24 protein-coding genes are annotated in these 24506 nt (G+C 51.2%); 20 read left to right on the forward strand and 4 right to left on the reverse strand.

The features are described from left to right. Positions 1-6: 6 nt before the first annotated feature. Together mqo and A4Z71_RS03390 are read right to left on the reverse strand one after the other, a co-directional pair. The gene (gene mqo, locus A4Z71_RS03385; RefSeq protein ID WP_418219384.1) at positions 7-1464 is read right to left on the reverse strand and encodes a malate dehydrogenase (quinone); all 1458 of its coding nucleotides are present in this window, start codon (positions 1462-1464) and stop codon (positions 7-9) included. Between the two features lie 20 nt (positions 1465-1484). Then, positions 1485-2228: a VIT1/CCC1 transporter family protein gene (locus A4Z71_RS03390; RefSeq protein WP_335582248.1), complete on the reverse strand. Its 744-nt coding sequence runs from the start codon at positions 2226-2228 to the stop codon at positions 1485-1487. 115 nt (positions 2229-2343) lie between these two features. Between A4Z71_RS03390 and thrS the strand changes: the two genes are divergently transcribed. The 12 genes from thrS to A4Z71_RS03450 all read left to right on the forward strand — a co-directional run bounded on the left by thrS (position 2344) and on the right by A4Z71_RS03450 (position 14622). After that, positions 2344-4347 carry a threonine--tRNA ligase gene (thrS, locus tag A4Z71_RS03395; protein ID WP_070954539.1) on the forward strand — a complete coding sequence of 668 codons (2004 nt, stop codon included), beginning with the start codon at positions 2344-2346 and terminating at the stop codon, positions 4345-4347. A gap of 11 nt (positions 4348-4358) precedes the next feature. After that, the gene (locus A4Z71_RS03400) at positions 4359-4913 is read left to right on the forward strand and encodes an HIT family protein (RefSeq protein ID WP_070954540.1); all 555 of its coding nucleotides are present in this window, start codon (positions 4359-4361) and stop codon (positions 4911-4913) included. Then, positions 4903-5799 carry a pyridoxal 5'-phosphate synthase lyase subunit PdxS gene (pdxS, locus tag A4Z71_RS03405; RefSeq protein WP_070954541.1) on the forward strand — a complete coding sequence of 299 codons (897 nt, stop codon included), beginning with the start codon at positions 4903-4905 and terminating at the stop codon, positions 5797-5799. Before A4Z71_RS03400 ends, pdxS begins: the two co-directional genes overlap by 11 nt. Then, complete coding sequence (pdxT, locus tag A4Z71_RS03410) at positions 5800-6399, forward strand: pyridoxal 5'-phosphate synthase glutaminase subunit PdxT (protein WP_070954542.1); 600 nt, start codon at positions 5800-5802, stop codon at positions 6397-6399. It begins immediately after the preceding gene. A 22-nt stretch (positions 6400-6421) separates the two neighbouring features. Continuing rightward, positions 6422-7183: a YebC/PmpR family DNA-binding transcriptional regulator gene (locus A4Z71_RS03415; RefSeq protein ID WP_070954543.1), complete on the forward strand. Its 762-nt coding sequence runs from the start codon at positions 6422-6424 to the stop codon at positions 7181-7183. Continuing rightward, complete coding sequence (gene ruvC / locus A4Z71_RS03420) at positions 7184-7720, forward strand: crossover junction endodeoxyribonuclease RuvC (protein WP_070954544.1); 537 nt, start codon at positions 7184-7186, stop codon at positions 7718-7720. Between the two features lie 24 nt (positions 7721-7744). Further along, positions 7745-8314 (forward strand): Holliday junction branch migration protein RuvA, encoded by a 570-nt coding sequence (gene ruvA / locus A4Z71_RS03425; protein ID WP_070954545.1) that lies wholly within the window; start codon positions 7745-7747, stop codon positions 8312-8314. Continuing rightward, positions 8311-9285, forward strand: a complete 975-nt coding sequence (ruvB, locus tag A4Z71_RS03430) for a Holliday junction branch migration DNA helicase RuvB (RefSeq protein WP_070954546.1) — start codon at positions 8311-8313, stop codon at positions 9283-9285. Before ruvA ends, ruvB begins: the two co-directional genes overlap by 4 nt. 68 nt (positions 9286-9353) lie before the next feature. Beyond that, positions 9354-9737, forward strand: a complete 384-nt coding sequence (gene yajC, locus A4Z71_RS03435) for a preprotein translocase subunit YajC (RefSeq protein WP_070954547.1) — start codon at positions 9354-9356, stop codon at positions 9735-9737. A gap of 2 nt (positions 9738-9739) precedes the next feature. Further along, on the forward strand, positions 9740-11404 hold the full coding sequence (secD, locus tag A4Z71_RS03440; protein WP_070954548.1) for a protein translocase subunit SecD: 1665 nt from the start codon (positions 9740-9742) through the stop codon (positions 11402-11404). 2 nt (positions 11405-11406) lie between these two features. Continuing rightward, on the forward strand, positions 11407-12360 hold the full coding sequence (secF, locus tag A4Z71_RS03445) for a protein translocase subunit SecF (protein WP_070954549.1): 954 nt from the start codon (positions 11407-11409) through the stop codon (positions 12358-12360). A gap of 21 nt (positions 12361-12381) precedes the next feature. After that, complete coding sequence (locus tag A4Z71_RS03450) at positions 12382-14622, forward strand: RelA/SpoT family protein (RefSeq protein WP_070954550.1); 2241 nt, start codon at positions 12382-12384, stop codon at positions 14620-14622. Positions 14623-14722: 100 nt separating this feature from the next. On the opposite strand, the gene A4Z71_RS03455 is transcribed toward A4Z71_RS03450, so the two are convergent. Continuing rightward, the gene (locus A4Z71_RS03455; RefSeq protein ID WP_070954551.1) at positions 14723-15958 is read right to left on the reverse strand and encodes a DUF349 domain-containing protein; all 1236 of its coding nucleotides are present in this window, start codon (positions 15956-15958) and stop codon (positions 14723-14725) included. A gap of 30 nt (positions 15959-15988) precedes the next feature. After that, positions 15989-16735 (reverse strand): peptidylprolyl isomerase, encoded by a 747-nt coding sequence (locus A4Z71_RS03460; RefSeq protein ID WP_070954552.1) that lies wholly within the window; start codon positions 16733-16735, stop codon positions 15989-15991. Between the two features lie 70 nt (positions 16736-16805). On the opposite strand from A4Z71_RS03460, the gene A4Z71_RS03465 reads away from it, so the two are divergent. The 8 genes from A4Z71_RS03465 to A4Z71_RS03500 all read left to right on the forward strand — a co-directional run bounded on the left by A4Z71_RS03465 (position 16806) and on the right by A4Z71_RS03500 (position 24490). Continuing rightward, complete coding sequence (locus A4Z71_RS03465) at positions 16806-18104, forward strand: replication-associated recombination protein A (protein ID WP_202816214.1); 1299 nt, start codon at positions 16806-16808, stop codon at positions 18102-18104. Between the two features lie 182 nt (positions 18105-18286). Further along, the gene (rpsD, locus tag A4Z71_RS03470; RefSeq protein ID WP_070954553.1) at positions 18287-18916 is read left to right on the forward strand and encodes a 30S ribosomal protein S4; all 630 of its coding nucleotides are present in this window, start codon (positions 18287-18289) and stop codon (positions 18914-18916) included. Between the two features lie 18 nt (positions 18917-18934). Then, positions 18935-19285, forward strand: coding sequence for a DUF948 domain-containing protein (locus A4Z71_RS03475; RefSeq protein ID WP_070954554.1), 351 nt, complete (start codon positions 18935-18937; stop codon positions 19283-19285). A gap of 2 nt (positions 19286-19287) precedes the next feature. Further along, a complete protein-coding gene (locus A4Z71_RS03480; RefSeq protein ID WP_070954555.1) occupies positions 19288-19485 on the forward strand; it encodes a hypothetical protein in 198 nt (65 codons plus the stop codon). Between the two features lie 20 nt (positions 19486-19505). Then, entirely contained in the window at positions 19506-22160 is a 2655-nt protein-coding gene (gene alaS / locus A4Z71_RS03485) for an alanine--tRNA ligase (RefSeq protein ID WP_070954556.1), read from the forward strand. Beyond that, entirely contained in the window at positions 22157-22591 is a 435-nt protein-coding gene (ruvX, locus tag A4Z71_RS03490; protein WP_070954557.1) for a Holliday junction resolvase RuvX, read from the forward strand. The genes alaS and ruvX overlap by 4 nt, the downstream gene beginning before the upstream one ends. A 17-nt stretch (positions 22592-22608) precedes the next feature. Beyond that, on the forward strand, positions 22609-23658 hold the full coding sequence (mltG, locus tag A4Z71_RS03495; protein ID WP_070954558.1) for an endolytic transglycosylase MltG: 1050 nt from the start codon (positions 22609-22611) through the stop codon (positions 23656-23658). After that, complete coding sequence (locus A4Z71_RS03500) at positions 23651-24490, forward strand: shikimate dehydrogenase family protein (protein WP_070954559.1); 840 nt, start codon at positions 23651-23653, stop codon at positions 24488-24490. The genes mltG and A4Z71_RS03500 overlap by 8 nt, the downstream gene beginning before the upstream one ends. The last annotated feature ends 16 nt before the right edge of the window (positions 24491-24506 follow it).

A 24506-nucleotide genomic window follows, 5' to 3' on the forward strand; every position in this document is an offset into this window, starting at 1 on the left:
AGCAGGTTACTTCAGCTGAAGTGTTTTTGCGGTTTCAGCCAGTGACTTAGCAGCAGCCTTTGCGTCGCTGTTGAGGCTCTTTCCGTACCACGGCATAATCTTCGAAAGTTTTGACTTCCAAATCGGAAACTGCTCCGGAAATGAACGTTCCAGAACTTCAAGCATTGCGTTGACCGCGGTTGATGCGCCTGGTGAAGCACCAAGCAAAGCAGCGATAGAACCATCAGCTGAAGTAATAATCTCGGTGCCAAATTGCAGGATTCCGCCCTTAGCTTTGTCCTTCTTGATGATCTGCGCCCGCTGACCGGCGTTTAGTAACTGCCAATCTTTTGCATTCGCGGTGGGCATGAATTCGAGCAAAGACTCGAACTTTCGCTTTTTACCCTTGGCCAACTCGCCGACTAGGTACTTGATTAGCGGGAAATTCGAGACGGCAACGGCGAGGTAAGGAATGACGTTCGATGGGCGAATTGATTTTGGCAAATCAAGAATTGATCCGTGCTTCAGGAATTTAGGGTTTGAAGTGGCATATGGCCCGAACAATAAACTTGGTTGCCCATCAACCATTCGGGCATCCAGGTGCGGTACCGACATTGGGGGAGCACCGACCGAAGCCTGACTGTAGACCTTGGCGCTGTGTCTGGCGACGATTTCCGGGTCATCGCATCGAAGCCACTGGCCACCTACTGGAAAGGTTCCGTAACCTTTGGCCTCTGGAATGCCAGCTTTCTGCAGTAGCTTGAGAGCCCAACCACCCGCTCCAACAAAGACGAACCTAGCTTTTGTGACAACTGAACCGGTCGAGACTAGCCAGCCATCCTTGGACTTTTTCAGGCCGCGAACCTCAGAGTTGTAGTCGACTTCGGCCCCTTGGCTGACTAAATGGTCGATTAGCTGTCTAGTTATTTCGCCGAAGTTGACGTCGGTGCCAGTTTGAATTGTTGTCGCGGCGATGGTTTCGTTCTGGTCGCGACCTTCGATTAGTAGTGGAGCCCACTGTCTGATCACTTCCGGATCCTGTGAAAATTCCATACCTGCAAAAAGGGGCTGATTCTTGAGGGCCAAATAACGTCGCTTTAGATAGTCGCAATCTTTCTCGCCGCGGACAAAAGTCATGTGTGGGGTAGAAGTAATGAAACTCGATGGATTCTTCAAAATTCCAACTTCAACAAGATGAGCCCAAAATTGACGGCTTAACTGGAATTGCTCGTTGATAGCAATAGCCTTTTGCGCATTTGGCAGCGACCCATCCGATGTGTCGGGCATGTAATTAAGTTCGCAAAGCGCAGCATGCCCGGTGCCAGCGTTGTTCCAAGGGTTAGAAGATTCTTGAGCCGGAGCATCTAGTCTTTCGAAGATTTTTATAGACAGCTCGGGGTTCAGCAGTTTGAGAAAAGTACCAAGTGTGGCGCTCATTATGCCGGCGCCCACGAGTACAACGTCGTACGAGGATTTTTGACTCACTATGACAGTTTACTTCGTCGTTAGATAGCGGTTCCGACTAGTGCACCAATTGCGTAAGTAATCCCCATGGTGAGAAGTGAGATTGATACATTTCGGATGATCGCACGGAGCGATCTCGCACCACCAATTTTAGCCCCCACGAATCCGGTAATCGCCAAAGAGGCAACCACTGCACCAACTGTGAGCGGAATCCGAATTTCAATCCAAGGGCCAGAAACAGCAAAAAGTGGAAGCAGTGAGCCGCCGAAAAAAGCAGCGAATGAACTAATCGCAGCTGCAATCGGACTGACCTGGTGATCTGAGTTGATTCCGAGTTCAGCCTCGGCGTGAGCCTTGAGTGCGTCTTTTTCGGTTAGTTCTTGAGCTACTTGGGCGCTCAATTCGGCGCTGATACCCTTCGCTTCGTAGAAAAGAGCGAGTTCGCGGAGTTCCATCTCAGGGTTTTCCGCTAGTTCGCGTCGTTCTTGCTCGAGTGCAGCTAGTTCAGAATCGCGTTGAGCGCTTACCGAAGTGTATTCACCACCGGCCATAGAGATTGAGCCAGCGACAGTCGCGGCAACGCCCGCTACAACGATTTCGGGTTGGCTTGCGCCGGCACCAGCAACACCCATGAGCAAACCAGCCGTGCTAACGATTCCGTCGTTGGCTCCCAGTACTCCGGCGCGCAACCAGTTAAGTTTTTTTGCTAAATCGACCTTGGCAGTTAATTGGTTTTCGAAAATAGACTCATCGAGCTGTGCAACAGATTTTGACTTTTCACTCACCTGACTATCAAAGCATCTAAATAGTGATTCGCTACGCAGGTGTGCGTAGGCGTGCCGAAACCGGTCCTACCGAAAATTGAGTCGGTAGGATTGCATGTAGTTGCGAGGGAGTTTTGTGTCGAAAATATCTATCACCGTCGACGGTGTTGCACATGTCGTAAGTTCAGGTATCGACGGGTTCGGTCTATTCGAAGATCGCAAAATTGTCGCCCAAAGAGTCAATGGCGCCCTAAAGGATCTAGCCCACAAGGTGGTCGAGGGTGATCAAATCGAATCTGTTTCGATCGACAGCCCAGATGGCCTTTCCATACTGCGCCATTCGACTGCCCATGTTTTGGCTCAGGCGGTTCAGAAGATCAACCCCGAAGCAAGGTTGGGCTTTGGGCCTCCTATTACCGACGGCTTCTACTACGACTTTGATGTTGCCGAAGCCTTCACTCCAGAAGACCTAAAGAAACTAGAAAAAGAAATGGAGCGGATTATCCGTTCCGGCCAGCGATTCGTTAGGCGCGTAACCACTGAAGAAAGCGCTCTAAAAGAGTTAGTTTCAGAGCCTTACAAATGCGAACTTATCGGCTTGAAGTCAAATCCAGATGCCGCCGGAGAAGGCTCAGCCGAGATCGGGCTTGGCGAGCTCACAATCTACGACAACATTGATCCAAGTACCGGCGAGTTGGTTTGGCGTGATTTGTGCCGCGGACCACATCTTCCAAACACGCGAATGATTGGTCAAGGCTTTTCGCTAACCCGCGTTGCTGCTGCCTACTGGCGCGGTTCGGAGAAAAACAAGCAACTTCAGCGAATCTATGGAACCGCTTGGCCAAGCAAAGACGAACTTCGAGCCTTTCAAGCTCGTCTTGAAGAGGCAGCAAAACGTGACCACCGCAAACTGGGTGCGGAACTTGATCTCTTCAGTTTTCCTGAAGAAATCGGCAGCGGCTTAGCTGTGTTCCATCCAAAGGGTGGAATCATGCGACGGGTCATGGAGGACTACAGTCGCAAACGTCACGAAGAGTCTGGCTACGATTTCGTCTATTCGCCACACATCACAAAGAGCAACCTGTTCGAGCAGAGCGGTCACCTCGGTTGGTATGCCGAAGGAATGTTTCCACCCATGAAAATGGACGAGGAACGCGACGAGTCAGGGGAAATCAAGAAGCAGGGCCAGGACTACTACCTGAAGCCGATGAACTGCCCATTCCACATCCTCATCTTCAAGTCGCAGTCTCGTTCATATCGAGATCTTCCATTGCGCATGTTTGAGTTTGGTTCGGTTTACCGATACGAAAAGTCGGGCGTGCTTCACGGTCTAACTCGCGTTCGAGGTATGACTCAAGATGACGCACACCTCTTTGTCACTCCTGATCAGATGGAGCAGGAACTATCGAATGTTTTGAACTTCGTGCTCGGCCTGCTCCGTGATTATGGCCTGGATGATTTTTATCTAGAGTTGTCTACCCGCGAAGAGGGTAATGAAAAGTTTGTCGGCAGTGATGAAATCTGGAACACGGCAACCGAAACTCTTGCGCGCGTAGCTTCAGCATCTGGGCTTGAACTGGTTCCAGATCCAGGCGGCGCTGCCTTCTACGGTCCTAAAATATCGGTTCAGGCTCGTGATGCCATTGGTCGAACCTGGCAAATGTCTACAATCCAACTCGACTTCAACTTGCCCGAGCGTTTTGACCTTGAGTTCACCGCTAGCGATGGCTCGAAACAGCGTCCGGTAATGATTCACCGAGCTCTTTTTGGTTCAATTGAGAGATTCTTTGGAGTTCTCACCGAGCACTACGCAGGACACTTTCCGCCTTGGTTGGCCCCGGTGCAAGTCGCCGGTATTCCTGTTGCAGATGAGTTTGTTCCATATCTAAATGGCATTGCTGATGACTTGCGCAAGCGCGGCGTTCGTATTGTCGTGGATGCGTCAGACGACAGAATGCAGAAGAAGATTCGAAATCACACGACCGCGAAGGTGCCTTTCATGCTTATTGCCGGCGGACAAGATGCCGAGAGCGGCGCGGTTTCATTTAGATTCCGTGATGGTTCTCAGGAAAATGGTGTTCCGGTTGCCGAGGCTATTGATCGAATTTTGACGACTATCGAAAATAAGAGTCAGGTGTAACCAAATTGGAGATGTCCGCGAATCTTCCGGGTGTTCCAAACCATTTTCAGCACCTCTGGACTCCGCATCGACTCGTCTACATCAAGAACGGTCAGCAACCTCCGAAGGAAGACTGCCCCTTCTGTAACGGGCCATCGATGTCAGATGAAGAGGCGCTAATCGTCTTTCGAGGCAAAAGTGCATTCGTCTTACTAAACCTGTTCCCGTACAACTCCGGGCACGTTTTAGTTTGCCCGTACCGACACATTTCGACCTACGATCAAGCTTCGTCCGAAGAAATTGCTGAAATCGGACTCCTTACCCAGCAAGCCATGAAGGTCCTCAAACAGGTTTCTGGGGCACACGGTTTCAACATCGGCATGAATCAGGGCGAGGTCGCAGGAGCTGGAATTGCTGGGCACCTGCACCAACACATCGTCCCTCGCTGGGCTAATGACGCCAATTTCTTTCCAATCATTGCCGAAACGAAGGCACTACCGAGGCTGCTTGGCGAAGTGCGAGATGACATTGCAAAGGCATGGCAGTCGCTGCTGTCTTCTGACATAAACTATTCGCATGACCTCTAACAACCCAATCACTGGTTCTTCATTAGTAAAGCGCGGCTTAGCAGAAATGCTCAAAGGCGGCGTAATCATGGACGTAGTAACTGCCGAGCAAGCAAGAATTGCTGAGGATGCCGGAGCAGTTGCGGTAATGGCTCTTGAAAGAGTTCCAGCTGATATTCGCGCCCAGGGCGGCGTTTCTCGCATGAGCGACCCCGACATGATTGACAGCATTATCAACTCAGTATCGATCCCGGTCATGGCAAAGGCGCGCATCGGCCACTTTGTTGAAGCCCAGATTTTGCAGGCCTTGAAGGTCGATTACATCGATGAATCAGAAGTTCTCAGCCCCGCCGACTACGTAAACCACATCGACAAATGGAAATTCGATGTTCCCTTCGTTTGTGGCGCAACTAACTTGGGCGAAGCACTCCGTCGTATTACCGAGGGCGCGGCGATGATTCGCTCGAAGGGTGAAGCTGGAACCGGTGATGTTTCTGAAGCCATGAAGCACATTCGCACCATCGGCGGAGAAATTCGCGCTTTGTCCTCGAAGAGCGAAGATGAGCTATACGTTGCTGCCAAAGAACTTCAGGCACCTTACGAGCTTGTTCGCGAAGTTGCTCAAGCGGGAAAGTTGCCAGTGGTTATGTTTGTTGCGGGTGGCGTAGCCACTCCAGCCGATGCGGCACTTATGATGCAGCTGGGCGCTGACGGCGTCTTTGTTGGGTCAGGAATTTTTAAGTCTGGAGACCCGGTTGCGCGAGCGAAGGCTATAGTCAAGGCGACAACTTTCTACAACGACCCAGACGTGCTAGCGAATGTTTCTCGAGGTTTGGGAGAAGCAATGGTTGGAATCAACGTCTCTGATCTTCCTGCTCCTCACCGTTTGGCCGAACGCGGCTGGTAAATGTCTCTCAGAATTGGAGTCCTGGCGTTACAGGGGGACTTTCGCGAGCATTTGCAGATCCTAAATTCAATTGGAATTGATGCCGTTGAGGTAAAAACACAATCCCAATTAGAGAGTGTCACGGGTTTAGTAATCCCAGGTGGAGAGTCGACAACCATTCAAAAGTTGGCGGAGAACTTCGGCCTGTTTGAACCGCTAAGGCGAGCAATTCTCGCCGGATTACCTGTCTTTGGAACATGTGCGGGACTGATTATGCTGGCCGACCGAATATCGGGCGGTACAGCAAATCAGAGAGGCTTCGGTGGCCTAGACATTGAGGTTCGGCGAAACGCGTTCGGCCATCAAGTTGATAGTTTTGAGGTTGATTTGGATTTCAAGGGTATCGACGGTCTTGTTCACGCCACTTTCATCCGTGCCCCCATTGTTGTGTCAACCGGCCCAGAAGTCGAGGTATTGGCCTCTTTGTCGGATGGCCGAGTAGTTGCTGTGAAGCACAAAAACCTGCTCGGGATTTCATTTCACCCTGAGATTTCAGGGGAGTCTCGAATTCATAAGTATTTCGTTCAAATGGTTGAACAGAATGAAACTAAACTTTCGTAGTTAGCAAAACTCAGGGAGAAACATGTCCGGCCACTCCAAATGGGCAACGACCAAACACAAAAAAGCAGCGATCGACGCTAAACGCGCGAAGCTTTTTGCGAAACTAATTAAGAACATTGAAGTTGCAGCTCGTTTGGGCGGCCCCGATGTTGACGGAAACCCTACTCTTTACGATGCTGTCCAAAAGGGACGAAAGAGCTCTCTTCCAAACGACAACATTGAACGCGCAATAAAACGCGGTGCCGGTGTTGGCGGCGACGCAATCGAATACATGAACATCATGTACGAGGGCTATGGACCAAACGGCGTTGCCGTGATGATCGAATGTCTGACCGACAACAAGAACCGTGCAGCCGCTGAAGTTCGTTTGGCTGTGGGCAAGAATCACGGTTCGATGGCTGATCCTGGTTCGGTCTCATACCAATTCAGCCGCAAAGGCATCATCGTGGTACCAAAAGACGGCGCGGCGAATGAAGATTCGATTCTTGAGGCTGTCCTCGAAGTCGGCATCGAAGACATCGAAGACAGAGGCGAGTCATTCGTGCTCACCACCGATCCGAGTTCAATGGTTGCTGTACGAACAGCGTTGCAGGCCGCCGGAATTGACTACGAATCTGCTGACGTCGAGTTTGTTTCGGCTATGCCGGTTCAAGTAGATGCGGCTACGGCTCGTAAGGTGATTCAACTAATCGATGCTCTAGAAGATCTCGATGACGTGCAGAATGTCTATTCGAACTTCGACATTACTGCCGATGTTCTTGCCGAATTGGAAGCCGACGACTAATTGCTGGTACTAGGGATTGACCCTGGTCTAACTCGCTGCGGAGTTGGCATTATTTCTGCGACCAAATCCAAACGATCGCTAATCGCGGTTGAGACCATTCGAAGTTCGCCCGAACTTTCGATTGAAGCCCGTTTATTAGCAATTGGTTCTGCAATAGACGCTCTTATCGAGCATCATGAGCCAGAACTGGTTGCTGTTGAACGGGTTTTCGCACAACATAACCTTCGTTCGGTTACTGGAACAGCGCAGGTGTCTGGTTTGGCACTTTTCCAAGCAGCACGTAGAGGCATTCCCGTTTCTTACTACACGCCAAGCGAAGTCAAGGCGGCGGTTACCGGAAACGGACGAGCGGACAAAGCTCAGGTTGGCTTCATGGTTAAGAGTCTTTTAGGTCTCGACGAAATACCCAAACCCGCCGATGCAGCAGACAGCTTGGCAATCGCACTCTGTGCTGTACTAAGACCGCAACAGACAAGCAACTCAGAGACTGCTGCGCAACGAGTGTGGCGAAATGCTGCGCGTGCTGCCGCCAAATAGCAATCTCCGAGGTAACCTAAAGCGATGATTGCCTCGGTATCCGGAAGCGTCCAATCGATTGGAAAGTCTGCAGTTGTTGTGCGTGCTGGAAATTTTGGCGTATCGGTATTAGCAACCGCTACCACGCTGCGATCATTGCGAATCGGCCAAGAAGTCGAATTACTGACTTCACTGCAAGTCAGAGAAGATTCCTTGACTCTGTATGGCTTCAGCGACGATGGTCAACTATCAACCTTTGAACTATTGCTAACTGTTTCTGGAATTGGCCCGAAGGTTGCCCTTTCTATAATTGACAGCCTTACCCCGGCACAGATTGCTAACGCTATTCAGCAGGATGATGACTCGGTGTTTCGATCTGTGAGCGGTGTAGGTCCAAAGACTGCGAAGCTGATCATCCTTGCACTGTCTGGAAAAGTTACCCAGGTTTCGTCAAGCAAAGAACCAAGTAACCAAGAAAACGACCTCGTCGAGGCCATCGCCAATTTGGGGTGGCCGTCTGCAAAGATACGAGATGCAATTTCGCAGGGCGACATTTCGAAACTTACCCCGGCAGAAGCAATTAGAGAGATTCTGCGAAGGCTCGCGGCTAAATGATAGAAGACCAGACAGCAGATTCCGAGTTTGTGGGAGAGAACGCACTGCGCCCGCAAAGTTTGACTGAGTTTATTGGCCAAGAGGTCGTTCGCGAACAGTTGATCACGGTGCTTTCGGCGGCGCAGGCTCAACAGCGGGCCGCCGATCACATCCTCTTCTCCGGGCCACCTGGATTAGGTAAAACGACGTTGGCCATGATTGTGGCAAACGAAACCGGTGCGAGATTGCGCATCACTAGTGGGCCGTCTATCCAGCACGGTGGTGACATGGCTGCAATTTTGGCTTCGCTTGCTGAGGGTGAGGTGCTTTTCATTGATGAAATCCATCGCCTGTCTCGGCCGGTTGAGGAAATGCTTTATCTGGCCATGGAAGACAGACGGATCGACATCGTTATTGGCAAGGGTCCGGGGGCTACCGCGGTCCCGCTTGAGTTGCCACCTTTTACGCTCGTCGGTGCCACAACCAAGAGCGGGGCATTACCAGCTCCGTTACGTGATCGTTTTGGGTTTACCGCTCACATGGATTTCTACGACGAATCTGAATTGGCTCAGATTATTAGGCAATCTGCAATGCGACTTTCGGTTGCTATCGATGATGCCGCGGTCGAATTGATTGCGAAACGAGGTCGCGGCACACCACGAGTAGCGAATCGTTTGTTAGCCAGAGCGCGAGATTTAGCGGTTGTCGAAAAGGCAGGCAAAATTGGGCTCGACTCAGCCGAACGGGCTATGAAACTGTTCGGAATAGATGCATTGGGGCTAGACCGCATGGATCTTCTGGTGTTGAACACGCTCTCTTCACTGCTGCCAGGCCAAGCGATGGGCCTCAAAACTCTGGCAAACCAGATTGGCGAAAGCTCAGAGACAGTGGAAGATGCGATTGAGCCCTATCTTTTGCGTTGTGGATTGATCATACGCAGTAGCCGCGGTCGACAATTGTCTGATTTGGGTCGCCAGCATCTCGGACTATAAGCCGATAAGCCCTATAATTTTGGTAACGCCGTTATTGGCGTTTTTATTTGTCTCACGATGGGGAACCAATGAACAGCCAAGACCTTTTTCTGCTTGTAGCCCTAGGCTTCTTGATCTTTATGATGGTGTGGTCGAGCCGCAAGCGTAAAAAGCAAGCCGCAGAACTTGAGCAGAAGCTCTCGGTTGGCGCTACCGTCATGCTGCACTCGGGCATCATCGGAAACATCACTGAGCTTCAGGATGTTCGCGCTGTCATTGAGACCACTCCCGGCGTGAAGTTGACAGTCGTTAAGCAGGCGATTCGCTCAGTTGAGTCAAACCCATTGATTTTTGGCACTGCCAAGGCTGAGAGTAAACCCGCTGCAAAAACCGCAAGCAAGAAGCCAGTCGCAAAGTCGACCGCTAAAAGTTCAGCCAAGGCAGCGACAAAGCCGAGTACAAAGAAGGCCTAATCGTGGCAGATTATTCAGCAACTAAAAAAGCTCGCAAAAGCCTCGGTTGGTTGGCACTAATCGCCGGTACTATTGCCACCATTCTCGGTGTTGCCTCATTCTCCAGTGGAGCAAATCTCTTTGTCCCGAAGCTCGCGCTAGACCTTTCTGGTGGAACTCAAATCATCCTGGCTCCGACTCTGGCCGAGGGCCAGCAGGTCAGCGAAGAGCAACTTGCCCAGGCCGTTAGCATCATTCGTCAACGAGTCGATGCAACCGGCGTCAGCGAAGCCCAAATCCTAACTCGCGGAGCAAGCAACATCGAAGTTTCGATTCCTGGTGCACCAGATGAAAACACTCTTCAACTAATTCGCTCTTCAGCAAAACTTGACTTCCGACCAGTTTTGATAGCCAGCGCCGGTACCTCCGCTGCTGTTGGGGGAACAACGGCTGCAACTCCTAGCGCTTCTCCGACCGACGGTTCAGACCCTAACTGGGTTACTCCAGAATTACAGGCCCAATTTGACGCTCTAGACTGCGCAACAGATTTCCGTAAACCAGGTCAAATTGACGATCCGACGGCTCCAATGATCACCTGTGACGTGGATGGCTTTGGCAAGTACATCCTTGGTCCAGTCGAGGTCGACGGCGCAACAATCAGTGACGCATTTGCCGGCACACAGACCACATCCACTGGTGCAACCACTAACACTTGGGCAGTAAACCTCGAGTTCAACGAGGAGGGAACTAAGAAATTTGCCGCTGTAACCGAGCGCTTGTTCCCTCTGGAGAGCCCTCGCAACCAGTTTGCGATCACGCTCGATGGTTACGTCATCACAGCACCTTCAACCAATGCCGTTATTTCCAACGGTAAGGCGGAAATCACTGGCTCTTTCACCAAAGATTCATCTAAGGCTTTGGCTGACCAACTAAAGTACGGTTCTTTGCCGATCGGTTTTGAGGTTCAAAGCCAGGAGAACATTTCGGCAACACTGGGCTCATCGCAGCTTCAGGGCGGTCTACTCGCTGGCCTAATCGGTTTGTTACTGGTGGTCGTCTACAGCATCTTCCAATACCGCGGATTAGCCATGGTGACAATCGGTTCACTGCTTGCTGCCGGACTACTGGTTTACCTAGCCATTTCATTCCTGAGTTGGCGTCAAGACTACCGACTCTCGCTAGCAGGTGTTGCTGGCCTAATCGTTGCAATCGGTATCACCGCCGACTCGTTCATCGTTTACTTTGAACGCGTTCGAGACGAACTCCGCGAAGGAAAGAGTCTTGCTCAAGCTGTTGAACAAGGCTGGAAACGTGCCGTCCGAACCATCTTGGTTTCGGGTCTGGTTAGCCTGCTCGCTGCAGTGGTGCTCTACTTGCTGACTGTCGGAAACGTTAGAGGCTTCGCTTTCACACTTGGTCTAACTACGCTAATTGACCTCTTGATTGCGGTTATGTTTACCCATCCTGTTCTACAGCTGCTAAGTAGAACCGCGTTCTTCAATTCTGGACACAAGTGGTCTGGCCTAGATCCGCGTGCCCTGGGTGCGTTGCACTACACCGGTCGCGGCTCATTCGTCGTAGCCGAGAAGGCAACCAAAGCAGCAACTCTGAAATCTTCCAAAGAAGCGGTCAAACGCCAAACTATTGCTGAACGCAAAGCCGCTGCTGCCGCTAAGGAGAACAACTAAAAATGTCTAAGTTCAGTGACTTTGGAAATGATCTCTACACCGGAAAACGGTCGATTAACTTCGTCGGCCGCCGCAAATACTGGTACGCGATTGCCGCGGTAATGATTGCGCTTTCTGCAATCTTGCCAATTGCCCGCGGTGGCTTCAACTTTGGTATCGAATTCCGCGGCGGAAGTGAATTTCGCATTACCGACGTAGCTGGTTCATCATCTGATCTTGCTCGCGATGCGGTTTTGAAAATTGACGCAGAACTTGACCCGGTAATCACAACCGTTGGCAATGACCTCAGAATTCAGACTGAAAAACTTGAAGACCTCGAGGCCGAGGAAATTCGAGTTGCTCTCGCAGATGCCTACCAACTTGAATCCGAAGCGGTATCTTCTTCGTTCATCGGCGCCAACTGGGGAGCAGACGTTACCTCAAAGGCGATTAATGGTCTAGTCGTTTTCGTTGCTTTAGCGGCAATTTTGATGGCTTTATACTTCCGCACCCTCAAAATGTCGATAGCTGCGGTTATTGCTCTACTACACGACCTCATCATCACCGCTGGGGTATACGGCGCAACCGGCTTCGAAGTAACACCTGCAGCAGTGATCGGTTTCCTAACAATTCTTGGCTACTCGCTTTATGACACAGTTGTGGTCTTCGACAAGATTCGCGAAAATACCCTCGAGGTTGAGCACAGTGAGACAACTACATTTGCTGAGCAGGTCAACTACGCCATAAACCAGACACTGGTTCGATCGATTAACACATCCGTAGTCGCGGTTCTGCCAGTTGCATCGATTTTGTTCATTGGGTCGACTTTGCTGGGTGCTGGAACACTAAAAGACATTGCGCTGGCATTGTTCATCGGAATTATCGTGGGCACCTACTCAACGATTTTTATCGCCGCACCTCTTTACAGTCACCTTCGTGAGTCGGAAACTAAGTTCCAGAAGAAAGTCACGGCCTAGGCCCCAATCAGAGGATTTCAGATGTCAGAGATAAATTCCACGGGGAGTATCTCTGCGCTGAGAACGAGGTTTCCACGGCTTTTCATAAAGTCAGGCCCTACCGATAAAGAATTGGCTGATGTTCTGCGCATCGCTAAGCTCAACCATCCGAAGGCAGACCTTTCAATTATTGAAAAGGCCTTCGAAGTTGCTGAGCGCGCACACCGCGGCCAAACCAGGAAGTCGGGCGAGCCGTACATCACCCATCCGGTCGCTGTTGCTCATATTCTTGCCGAATTGGGTATCGGGCCGACAACGCTTGCTGCTGCTCTGCTACACGACACGGTTGAGGACACCGACTATTCCCTAAGTCAGCTTCGCAGCGACTTTGGCGAAGAGGTAGCCATGTTGGTTGACGGGGTCACCAAACTGGACAAAGTCAAATTCGGCGATCACGCACAGGCAGAAACCGTCCGAAAAATGGTTGTTGCAATGTCAAAGGACATCCGTGTTTTGGTAATCAAGTTGGCTGACAGATTGCATAACGCTCGCACCTGGGGTTTTGTGCCCGAGGAATCAGCACGAAGAAAAGCTCAAGAAACACTCGAGATTTATGCCCCTTTAGCTCACCGTCTCGGAATCAGCACCCTTAAGTCGGAGCTTGAAGACATTAGTTTTTCGGTGCTCTATCCAAAGGTTTACGAAGAGATTGTCAACCTAGTTACTCAGCGCAGCCCAAAGCGCGCCGAATACATTGAGGGCATTATTGCCGACATCGAGTCGGATTTACGAGAGAACCGAATCAAGGGCAAGGTCGCCGGAAGACCTAAGCAGTACTACTCGATTTACCAGAAGATGGTCGTTCGCGGTCGCGAGTTTGACGACATTTATGACCTAGTCGGCATCAGGGTTATTGTTCCAGAGGTACGCGATTGCTATGCCGTTCTTGGTTCAATTCACGCTCGATGGTCGCCGGTGCCAGGCCGATTCAAAGACTATATCGCAATGCCAAAGTTCAACCTGTATCAGTCACTGCACACCACGGTGATTGGCCCAGCGGGTCGACCAATCGAGATTCAAATCCGAACCGCTGACATGCATCAACGAGCCGAATACGGTGTTGCCGCGCACTGGAAGTATAAAGAGCAGGTTGGCTCAAGTGAAAGCACCGAGGAAGATTTAGCTTGGTTGAAGCATCTTTCCGACTGGCAGGCCGAAACACAGGATCCTGGTGAGTTCCTAGATTCGCTACGCTTTGAAATCGGCGCAAAAGAGGTTTACGTATTCACGCCAAAAGGCAAGGTATTGGGCCTTGCCGGGGGAGCGACTCCGGTCGATTTCGCCTACGCAGTGCACACCGAAGTCGGTCACCGTACCATGGGGGCTAAAGTAAATGGTCGCCTGGTTCCACTTGAGACAAAGCTTCAGTCCGGAGACGTAGTCGAGATTTTTACCTCCAAGTCACCTGATGCGGGGCCAAGCCAAGACTGGCTAAACTTCGTCAAGTCACCTCGTGCGAGGGCGAAAATCAAACAGTGGTTTGCCACCGGACGCAAAGAAGTTGCAATTGATCAGGGCAAGGATTTGCTCGCCAAAGCGATGCGAAAGCAAAATCTGCCCCTGCAAAAGCTGATGAGTGCAGATGAATTAATTAAGCTTGCCGGCGAACTCAAGTACCCCGATGTTGAATCTCTCTACGCTGCTATCGGTGACAATCACGTATCTGCTCAGTCGATCGCTGAGAAACTGGCTAATAACGTTTCAGCAGAAGATGCTGAAGAACCGGAATTTGTACTCCCCAGCGCTCCCAGAAGTGCAAATCGAGTTCGATCCAATAATTCTGGGGTTTTAGTCAAGGGCGACTCTGATGTCATGGTCAAATTGGCCCGCTGCTGCACTCCGGTGCCGGGTGATCAGATTATGGGCTTTGTCACTCGAGGTTCTGGAGTTTCTGTGCACCGCACAGACTGCAAGAACGTAAACGAGCTAAGGATGCATCCCGAGCGCATGATGGATGTCTCTTGGGCACCTACCGGTAAATCTTTGTTCTTGGTGCAAATTCAAATTGAAGCATTAGACCGATCGGGTCTGCTCTCCGATGTGACGCGAGTGCTTTCGGAGCACCACGTGAACATTCTCTCCGCTTCGGTATCGACCCGGTCAGACCGGGTCGCCCTCAGCCGTTTCGTGTTTGAAATGGGTGATCCAGGAATGCTTGAACACCTGCTCAATGCAGTTCGCAGAATCGAAGCGGTTTACGACGTATATCGCGTCAGCAGCTAGAGGCAATCATCAGAAACAAGCCGAGGCTACTATGAGGGTCACGCGCATCTTCATACGCAGGAGAGACTGAGACTCGAAGCGAGGCCAGGCAATAAGCGACTTACTTGGCCGAGGCTACAACCACTTCTAGCCAAGCCTTCTTCGTGGCAAGTTCTTCCTTCAAGCTAGCTTCAAGTTTTGAATTCTTCGCAGTTGCCGCACCAGCGATCTTCGATTCAAGAGTCGAGATGGCGCTCTCGAGTTGCCCCTGTAGTGAGTTCGCCCGTTCGATTGCTGCGGGGTCGGTCTTGCGCCACTGTTCCGCCTCTGCGTCTTTGACGCGACGTTCGATAGCACGAATACCATCTTCAATCTCGCGGATGTTTTCGCGAGGTACTCGACCAACTTTTTCCCATTTGGAGAGAAGCTCGACTAACTCATTCTTGGCCTTGGCCAAATCTTTAGTTGGATCGATGTTCTTTCCAGACTCGAGTAGCTCACGCTTTGCAGCAAGGTTTTGCTGTTGCTCGACAGCAAGTTCTTTGTCGAGTTCTGATTTAGCGGCATAAATAGCATCGCCGGCTGACTTGAATCTTGCCCACAGCGCGTCATCTGCCTTACTTGCAGAACGACCCGACTTCTTCCAATCATCTAGGAGGTTTCGGTAATCGCTAGCAGCTTCGCCACCTCGAGCGACAAGTGCTTCGGCCTTGGCAACCAGTTCACTCTTCTTAGCCTTGGCGGCCTTATTGGCAGAATCGAGCCCGGCAAAGTAAGCACGCTTGCCGGCCTCAAACTTTGTTCGGGCCGAAGAAAAGCGCTTCCAAAGGGCGTCTGAGGCTGCTTTAGGAGTGCGCGGCCCGTTCTTCTGTAGGCTCTGCCACTCTTCAAAAAGCTTTGCTAACTCGGCGCTGCCGGTCTTCCAAATGATTTTTTCTGGATCTTTGTTCGCAATTGCTTCGGCCGACTCAACAAGTTTGGTCTTTGCTTCGAGAGCTGCGGCAATCGCCTCTTTGTTTTGCTCCTGCTTAGCCGCAGAAAGTGAGGCAATCTTCTCTGCTTGCGCGGCAACCCGTGCGCGAAGCGATGCTAGGTCGCCCACGGCGGCTGGCTCAACTAACTCTGCAGTGAGCTTAGCCTGGATCTTCTCGAGCGATGCAGCGTCGGCATTTGCCTTGACACGTTGTTCCAAGATTCGAACCTGAGCCTCAAAGTCATCAAATTTTCTGGTGAAGTATCCCAGCGCCTCCTCAGGAGAGACTCCCGGGTACTGACCAACCTTGCGTTCGGTTGCCCCCTCGATAACGAAGACGTTGTTTTCGGCGTCCACGCGACCAAACGATGAAGGTGTTGACATGATTCTCCTAAATTGAGGCGAGGTTACGCTCTAGTTTAGAGCGATAGTTCCGATTGAAATGGGGGTAACCGGCTTTCCATCTGAGCCGCCACCTTCGACGCCGGTTGAAACTAGATCGACTAACTGATCGAGCCCCGAGGTAACACGCCCGAAGACAGAGTACCCGCCCGCTGAATCAGAAGGGATTTGCGTGTCCTCGTAGACGATGAAGAATTGGGAACCTTGACTGTTCGGATCGTTTCCTACTCGAGCCATGGCTATGGTTCCAGCTGGGTAAATGTTGTCTGAAGGGGCATTTTCAATCGGTCCCCAAGTGTAGCCAGGGCCGCCCTGACCATTGCCGTTAGGGTCACCGCATTGCAAGATAAAGAATCCGCCGTTGGTCAAACGGTGGCAAGAAAGATCTTTGTAAAAACCATTCTGAGCAAGAGATAGAAAGTTGGCCGTGGATTGCGGTGATGCTGCACCGTCTAGTTCGATGCCCAAGCTCACATCATTGAGGTTCAATGTACCAGTCCAGGTCCGTGCTTCGGCTAGTGCTGGATCTGGAACGATTGAAGAATTACTTAGACTGTCAGCCGGTTGGTCCTCGGGGGCTGCTGGTGCAAACAAGCCCTGAATCGCTACAGCCGCGACAACCGATAATGCTGCCGCAATCATCCATTTTCTATTCTGAGCCTTGAGCTTTTGCTTCTTTTCTAACTCTGCTTTTTGCTCAGCCTCGAAAGCCGCTCTACGATTTGCCGCAGCAGTAATCATCTTTTTAGAATCACGCATCTGAAACCTCTCAACGACTTTGAATTTTACTCCGCATCCTTCGCTTGTTGGTAAGCGATACCCTTGAGCAGTGGCTGATGAATTTCTCAACAGGTTGGGCTCAATGCCTTTGGCCGCTAGAGTGCGCCCTAGGTCGCTAGATGAGTTCCTCGGACAGAGACACGCGTTGCGTGAAAACTCACCGCTTCGCAAATTGCTAACCGATCCTGAAAGTAAGTACAGTGTCCTGCTTTATGGACCACCTGGGTCTGGCAAGACTACCCTTGCAAATTTGATTGCCAAAGCCAGTGATTCTAAGTTCGTCGAACTTAGTGCGGTATCCGCGACCATAAAAGACGTTCGCGATGCCATCTCGCAAGCACGCGATTTAGAGGGGCTATACAACAAGAGAACTTTTCTCTTTGTCGACGAAATTCATCGCTTCAACAAGACCCAGCAAGATGCACTACTACCAGCGGTTGAGAATGGTTGGGTTTCACTGATTGCAGCGACCACCGAAAATCCATCCTTCGCGGTAGTTTCTCCGCTGCTAAGTCGAGTGATTCAGATTGAGCTCAGCCCACACGACGATGAGGACTTAGTCACCATTCTCGAGAATGCTTTGAATAGTGAACGGGGTCTAGGCGCCAAGTTCAAAGTCGAGGGTGGTGTCCTGTCGCAAATTGCCAGGCTTGCTGCCGGCGATGCCAGAAAAGCGCTCACCCTGCTTGAGGCCTTGGCCGATAGCGCGAGCGGTGAGCAATTGACGCTGGATGGATTGACCGCGGTTAGTGAGCGGGCGTTCGCCACCTACGATCGCGATGGCGATTCTCACTACGACATCATTAGTGCTTTCATCAAGAGCGTGCGCGGCTCTGATGCCGATGCCGCTATCTACTGGCTAGCTCGGATGATTGAGGGCGGGGAAGACCCGCGGTTCATTGCGCGCAGACTGATGATTATCGCCGCTGAGGATGTCGGTCTCGCCGATGCCGAGGCGCTCTCGATAGCCGCAGCGACTGCGCAAATTGTCGAGCGTATCGGCATGCCCGAGGGGCGAATTCCGCTGGCCGAGTGCACTATTTATCTAGCGCTGGCACCTAAATCAAACGCCGCCTATCGGGCTATCAATGAAGCGATTGAAATGGTACGAGAAGGTGGTACGCACCGTGTTCCGCTTCCGCTTCGCTCATCGAACTATGCCGGGGCAAAGAAGCGGGGGCAAGGCGTTGGGTATCTCTACCCGCACGATTTTTCGCCACCGGTGATTAGTCAGCAGTATTCGCCGGACGGCTTGGATCTAAATCTTGTGCGCTTTGGTGATCAGGGTGAAGAGGCCAGACTGGCCAAAATATGGAATGCCGTCAAGACAATAATTAGGCGCAAATAGGTTCTTTCACAATCGACCCCGCCCTGCTAAACTAAGCAGGTTGCCGACTGGAGCGATTGACACGGCTGCTCAACGCTCAAAACGGTGCGACACCCCAATAGCCAGGGTGTCCGTGGCAGTGAATCATCAGATTCAATGTGAACAAAAATCGCTATGGGTCAATCGACCCTTGAAAGGAACTCGTGTCTAAAACAACACGTACACGCAGCAAGACTCGTTTGTCTCGCTCATTGGGCCTAGCCCTAACTCCAAAGGCCGCTAAATACCTTGAGAAGCGTCCATATGCTCCTGGTCAGCACGGCCGCACCAAGCGCAAGTCAGACAGCGACTACGCTGTTCGTCTTCGCGAGAAGCAGCGTCTTCGCGCCCAGTATGGCATCCGCGAAGCTCAGTTGCGCAAGACTTTCCAGGAAGCAAAGCGCACCGAAGGTCTAACCGGTGAGAACCTAGTTGAGCTACTAGAAATGCGTCTTGACGCTCTAGTGCTTCGCTCTGGCTTTGCACGTACCATCGCGCAGGCTCGCCAGATGGTTGTTCACCGTCACATTTTGGTGAACGGCGAACGCATTGACCGTCCTTCGTTCCGCGTCAAGCCAGGCCAGACCATTCACGTTCACGAGAAGAGCGAAAAGACTGAGCCTTTCCAGGTTGCAGCAGCCGGCGGTCACGTCGACGTTCTACCTCCTGTTCCTGGCTACCTAGATGTACAGCTGGAAAAATTGCAGGCCACTCTAACTCGACGCCCTAAGCGTGCCGAAGTTCCAGTGACCTGTGAAGTTCAGCTTGTTGTTGAGTACTACGCTGCTCGATAGCCGAAGTTAGGAATTTCAATGACCGGTGGGGATGTCGCAGCAATCATTGCTGCTTCGGGTTTCGTATTGCTAGTGCTATTTCTAGCCGTGCCAATCATGAAACTCGGTCGACTCTTAGACGAGTCGCGAAACGCGATTCGTGACCTAAACGAGTCGGCATCCCCGCTGATCACTGAACTGACTGAAACTGTTTCACAAACAAATCGTCAACTTGAAAAAATTGACGTCATCACCAATAACGCAGCTGAAGTCAGCAACAACGTCAATTCTTTGGTCGCTGTCATCACTTCAGCGATTGGCTCACCGCTGGCAAAATTAGTTGGAATTTCGAGCACGGTAAAAACCGTTTTGTCTGGAAAGAAGAAATAGCCATGAAGAAAATGTTTTGGCTGGTAACCGGTGTCGCGGCAGGTTTGGTCCTCGCGAAGAAACTCGAAGAAGATCCCGCTGCGAAGGCGAAACTTGATGAACTTTGGGGTAAAGCCAAAGATCTAACCAACGCCGCCAAAGAAGGATTTGATGAGCGCAGTGCCGAACTAAAGGCCGAGCGCGAACCTGAATCAAAATAAGTTCTAGTCGAGAGCAACAAATGAAAACAGCAGAAATACGTCGTCGTTGGCTCGATTTTTTTGAGAAAAACAATCACACCGTCGTACCATCAGCCTCTCTGATCAGCGAAGACCCAAGTCTGCTTTTCACCGTTGCCGGCATGGTTCCATTCATACCGTTTATGACTGGTGTGGTGCCTGCCCCGTACCCGCGAGCAACATCCGTTCAGAAATGCATCCGAACCCTCGACATCGAGGAAGTCGGCAAAACCACTCGCCACGGAACCTTTTTCCAGATGAACGGCAATTTTTCTTTCGGCGACTATTTCAAGCGTGAAGCTATCGAGTATGCCTGGAAATTTTTGACCGGTTCCCGCGGCGAGGGTTGCCTCGGTATTGACCCGCAACTTCTTTGGGTGACGGTTTTCGAGAACGACGACGAAGCCATTGAAATCTGGCGTGAAGTCGCCGACATTCCATTCGAGCGGATTCAACGCCGTGGAATGAAAGACAACTACTGGTCTACCGGTCAACCGGGACCAGCCGGACCTTGCAGTGAAATTTATTACGACCGCGGTCCTGCTTATGGTCGCGAGGGTGGCCCAGAGGCCGATGAAGATCGCTATATCGAAATCTGGAATCTCGTTTTCATGCAATTCGAGCGCGGAGCAGGGCTTGGCAAAGACAACTTTGAAATCTTGGGTGAGCTCCCTAAAAAGAACATCGACACCGGCATGGGACTTGAGCGTGTGGCGTTTTTGCTTCAGGGTGTTGAGAACCTTTACGAAATTGATGAAGTAAGACCAGTTCTAGATCTTGCCGCTTTGCTTTCTGGCAAAACCTATGGAGCATCGGTTGAAGATGACGTGCGTTTGCGTGTTGTTGCCGACCACATCCGTTCTTCTCTAATGCTGATTGGTGATGGCGTAACTCCGGCTAACGACGGTCGCGGCTATGTCCTAAGAAGATTGCTCCGTCGCTCAATTCGTTCGATGAGACTTTTGGGTGTTGAAACACCCGTGCTAGCAAAGCTTTTTGAGGTTTCGAAAGATGCTATGAAAGAGTCGTACCCAGAACTCGAATCCGACTTCGATCGAATTCTTCGAGTTGCAGTAGCCGAGGAAGAAACTTTCTTGCGTACTCTGACCAGCGGAAACGCTGTGTTGGCAGAAGAACTTGCGGAAGTCAAGCGCAGCGGTTCCAAAGAACTAAGTGGTTCAACAGCTTTTTTGCTGCACGACACTTACGGGTTCCCAATTGATTTGACCCTTGAGATTGCTGAAGAGCAGGGACTTAGCGTCGACAGGGACGCATTTAGAGCCCTGATGACCGAGCAAAAGGAGCGTGCCAAGGCCGACTCACGTTCAAAGAAACTTGGGGGAGTAGACCTGGCTGTCTACTCACAGTTCCGGTCTTTGGGCGAAACCAAATTCGCCGGTTACGAAGCATTGGAAACCGAAGCCAAAATTCTAGGTGTCATCAAAGAGGGTGAAGTAACAAGCAAGGGTGTCGAGGGTGATTTGGTTGAGGTAATTCTCGACGAAACAACTTTCTACGCCGAGAGCGGAGGCCAAGACTCAGATTCCGGCCTCATTACAGCAAATGGTCTCGAGTTAGAAATTATCGATGTACAGAAACCTGTGAAGGGTTTGGTATCGCACAAAGCCCTAGTTCGCAAGGGTCAAGTTGAGGTCGGCCAAAAGGTTCAAACTGCAGTAGATCACGAATGGCGACTTGGCGCTTGCCAAGCCCACAGTGCAACCCACGTTGTTCACGCCGCACTTCGACAAGTACTCGGTCCAAACGCATTGCAGTCTGGAAGTTATAACAAACCCGGATACATGCGCCTTGACTTCTCTTGGACTTCAGCTTTATCTGAGGAAACTAAGTCTGAGATTGAGGAAGTTTCTAATCTCGCGATTCGACGCGATCTCGCTGTCTCCGCGCAATACATGACTTTGCCAGAGGCCAAAGCCTGGGGAGCAGTCGCTCTATTTGGCGAAACCTACGATGAATCGGTTCGTGTCATCCAAATCGGCGGTCCATGGTCTAGAGAGCTATGCGGTGGAACGCACGTTTCTAGATCCAGCCAAATTGGTTTGGTTTCGATAATCGGCGAATCATCGGTTGGTTCAGGTTCCCGTCGTATTGAGGCATTGGTTGGAATCGAGGCGTTCCGCTCGCTGCGTAACGAGCGCGCTTTAGTAGCCCGCCTTGAGGCAAGCCTGAAAACTCCTCGCGAATCCCTGGAAGAGCGAATCGCAGCGCTGTCAGAAGAACTGAAACAGGCGAATCGCAAACTTAGCGCCGCTTCCGCTGCTGCGCTTCAATCTCGTATTCCGGAACTACTCGCTGCGGCCGAACAAATTGGTGACCTACGTTTCGTTTCGGCAAATCTGGGTGAAATCTCCAACGCGGATGAGCTGCGCCAAATCGCACTTGAAATAAGAGCAAGATTGGCTAGTTCAGTCGTTGCACTCTTTGCTGTCGTTGACTCCAAGCCAATGGTCATGGTTGCAACCGATGAAGCTGCAAGAGCGACCGGCGCTAAAGCCGGTGTGCTCGTCAAACTTGCCAGCTCAGTCTTGGGCGGTGGCGGCGGCGGTAAAGATGATATCGCTCAAGGTGGCGGCTCTAATGTGGCTGCCATTGATGACGCGTCAAAAGCAATCCGTCAGGAACTCGCGAGTCTTTGAGGCCCGGACGAATAGCTGCACTCGATGTTGGACGCGCCAGAGTTGGCGTGGCCATTTGTGATCCTGACCGGATTTTAGCCACTCCGGTCGGTGCCGTAGCCAGAAGTGAATCCGTAGACGATACAATCGCCGCGATTGAGCATTTGCTCGATGAATTCTCGGTAACCGAGTTTGTGGTCGGCTTGCCGGTTAACCTGACCGGTGATGACACGGCATCAACGCAAGATGCCAGGATGTTCGCCGAAAGCCTTCAAAACAAGGTAACTGTCCCGGTTCACCTAATTGATGAACGCCTGACCACAAGAATTGCCCAAAACAAGCTATACGCTGCCGGACGAAACTCGAGGAATTCAAAAAGCATTGTCGATGCTGCTGCTGCTGTGGAAATACTTAATTCCTTTCTAGACCAATGGCGTCTCGGCCAAGCCTAGGATGAGAGGATTTTCTGATGCGATCTGAATCCAAGTTTCGGCTTAGACGAATTGCAGCCATCGGTCTAGTTTTCGTTTTGGTTGCCGGCGGAACCGCGTTCACCTTCCGCTCGGAAATACGCTCGGCTTTTGAGCAAATTATCGGCAATGACTATAAGGGCTCTGGAACCACCGAAGTAGATTTTGTGATAGCCGAAGGTGAAACCGGAGAAGATGTCGCAAACAATTTGGTAACTGCCGGCATTACTAAGAATTTCAGACTTACCTACAAACTCATCCTGGAAAGAAACCAAGTCTTTTATCCGGGCACCTATCGACTAAAACTTGAAATGCCAGCAATCGCAGCTCTCTCAGCGTTGAGTGACCCGAACAGCCAGGTGACCAACCGGGTTACCATCCGCGAGGGATTACGCATTCATCAAGTTTTTGCAGCACTCAGCGATGCCACCGGATTAGCCGTGGAAGATTTCTCCGGTGCGGCTTCCGACCTGTCGAAGTTTGATTTACCGAAAGAAGCTCCAAGTCTTGAGGGTTATCTTTTTCCGGCTACCTACAGTTTTTCACCGGGCACCAGCGCACTAGACATTCTGCTGACTCTGCGGGAAAGAATGGATGAGGAAATTCAGAAGTTCGGCATCGCCCCAGAGAAAATTCACGAAGTTCTCACCTTGGCGTCGATTGTTCAAAAAGAGGCGCGACTCGAGGACGACTTTTACCGTGCTTCACGTGTGTTTCTGAATCGTATCGACCAGGGCATGAAGCTTCAGTCCGATGCAACGGTCAGCTACGGCGTCAACGGTACGACGGTCGCAACTACCGAGGCTGAACGCAACGCTGATAACGGTTACAACACCTACAAGTACTTTGGTCTACCGATTGGTCCGATATCGGCTCCGGGATCTGTTGCCATCGATGCCGCCTTGAATCCGGCAGACGGAACCTGGCTTTACTTCTGTACGGTCAATCTTGAAACCGGCGAAACGAGATTCTCAACCACATACGCTGAGCACCAAATTGCAGTTCGTGAGTGGCTGAACTGGATGAAGGAGAATCCAGGTTATGAGTAAGCGATTCGCGGTTCTGGGAAATCCAATTGGCCATTCAAAATCTCCAGCCATTCACAACGCAGCTTACCGAGTCCTCGGACTTGATTGGCAATATGGTCGAGCCGAGGTTGGCAAGGGTGGTCTCTGGTCTTTTATCAAAAGTCTGCCCGAGGTTTGGGATGGGTTTAGCGTCACCATGCCCCTGAAAGAAGAAGCAACCAGAATCTGCAAAATTGTTGACGAATTCGTGCAGCAAACCGGAGCCACCAACACGCTGGTGCGAAACAATGATGGCAGCTGGTCCGGATACAACACTGATGTGTTTGGCATTGTTCAAGCCGTGTCTAAGGCCAAGGAGCCAAAGCCCGAAAAAATTCTTATTATCGGCAGCGGCGCGACCGCCATGTCGGCACTAGTGGCAGCCAGGTACCTAAACCCGAAAGCAGAAGTTCGAATTCATGCCCGAAACAAACGGACACGTTCGACGCTCATCAAAAAGGGAAAATCGCTTGGACTAAGAGCATCTCGATCTTGGCACCTAGGTGGTTCCATCGGTTGGGCTAACCTAACTATCTCGACGCTGCCAGCCGGAGCACTAGATGAGTTTGCCGAATCAAATTTTGAGCGCAAAAACTTCAAACCTGGTGGAATGCTGCTCGATGTGGCCTACGCCAATTGGCCATCCAAGCTAGCGCTGCTTTGGCAAGATGCTGACTGTTTCGCGGTTTCTGGAATTGAAATGCTGAAGTGGCAGGCTATCGCCCAAATTCGCATTTTTTTCGGAGGTAATCCGAACATCGAACTACCCAATGAAATCGCGGTATTTGAAGCTATGACGGCAGTAACCGAATAGCGCTGTGCGAGAATAG

This window comes from Candidatus Rhodoluna planktonica (genome assembly GCF_001854225.1).
In the GTDB taxonomy this organism is placed as follows: Bacteria; Actinomycetota; Actinomycetes; order Actinomycetales; family Microbacteriaceae; genus Rhodoluna; species Rhodoluna planktonica.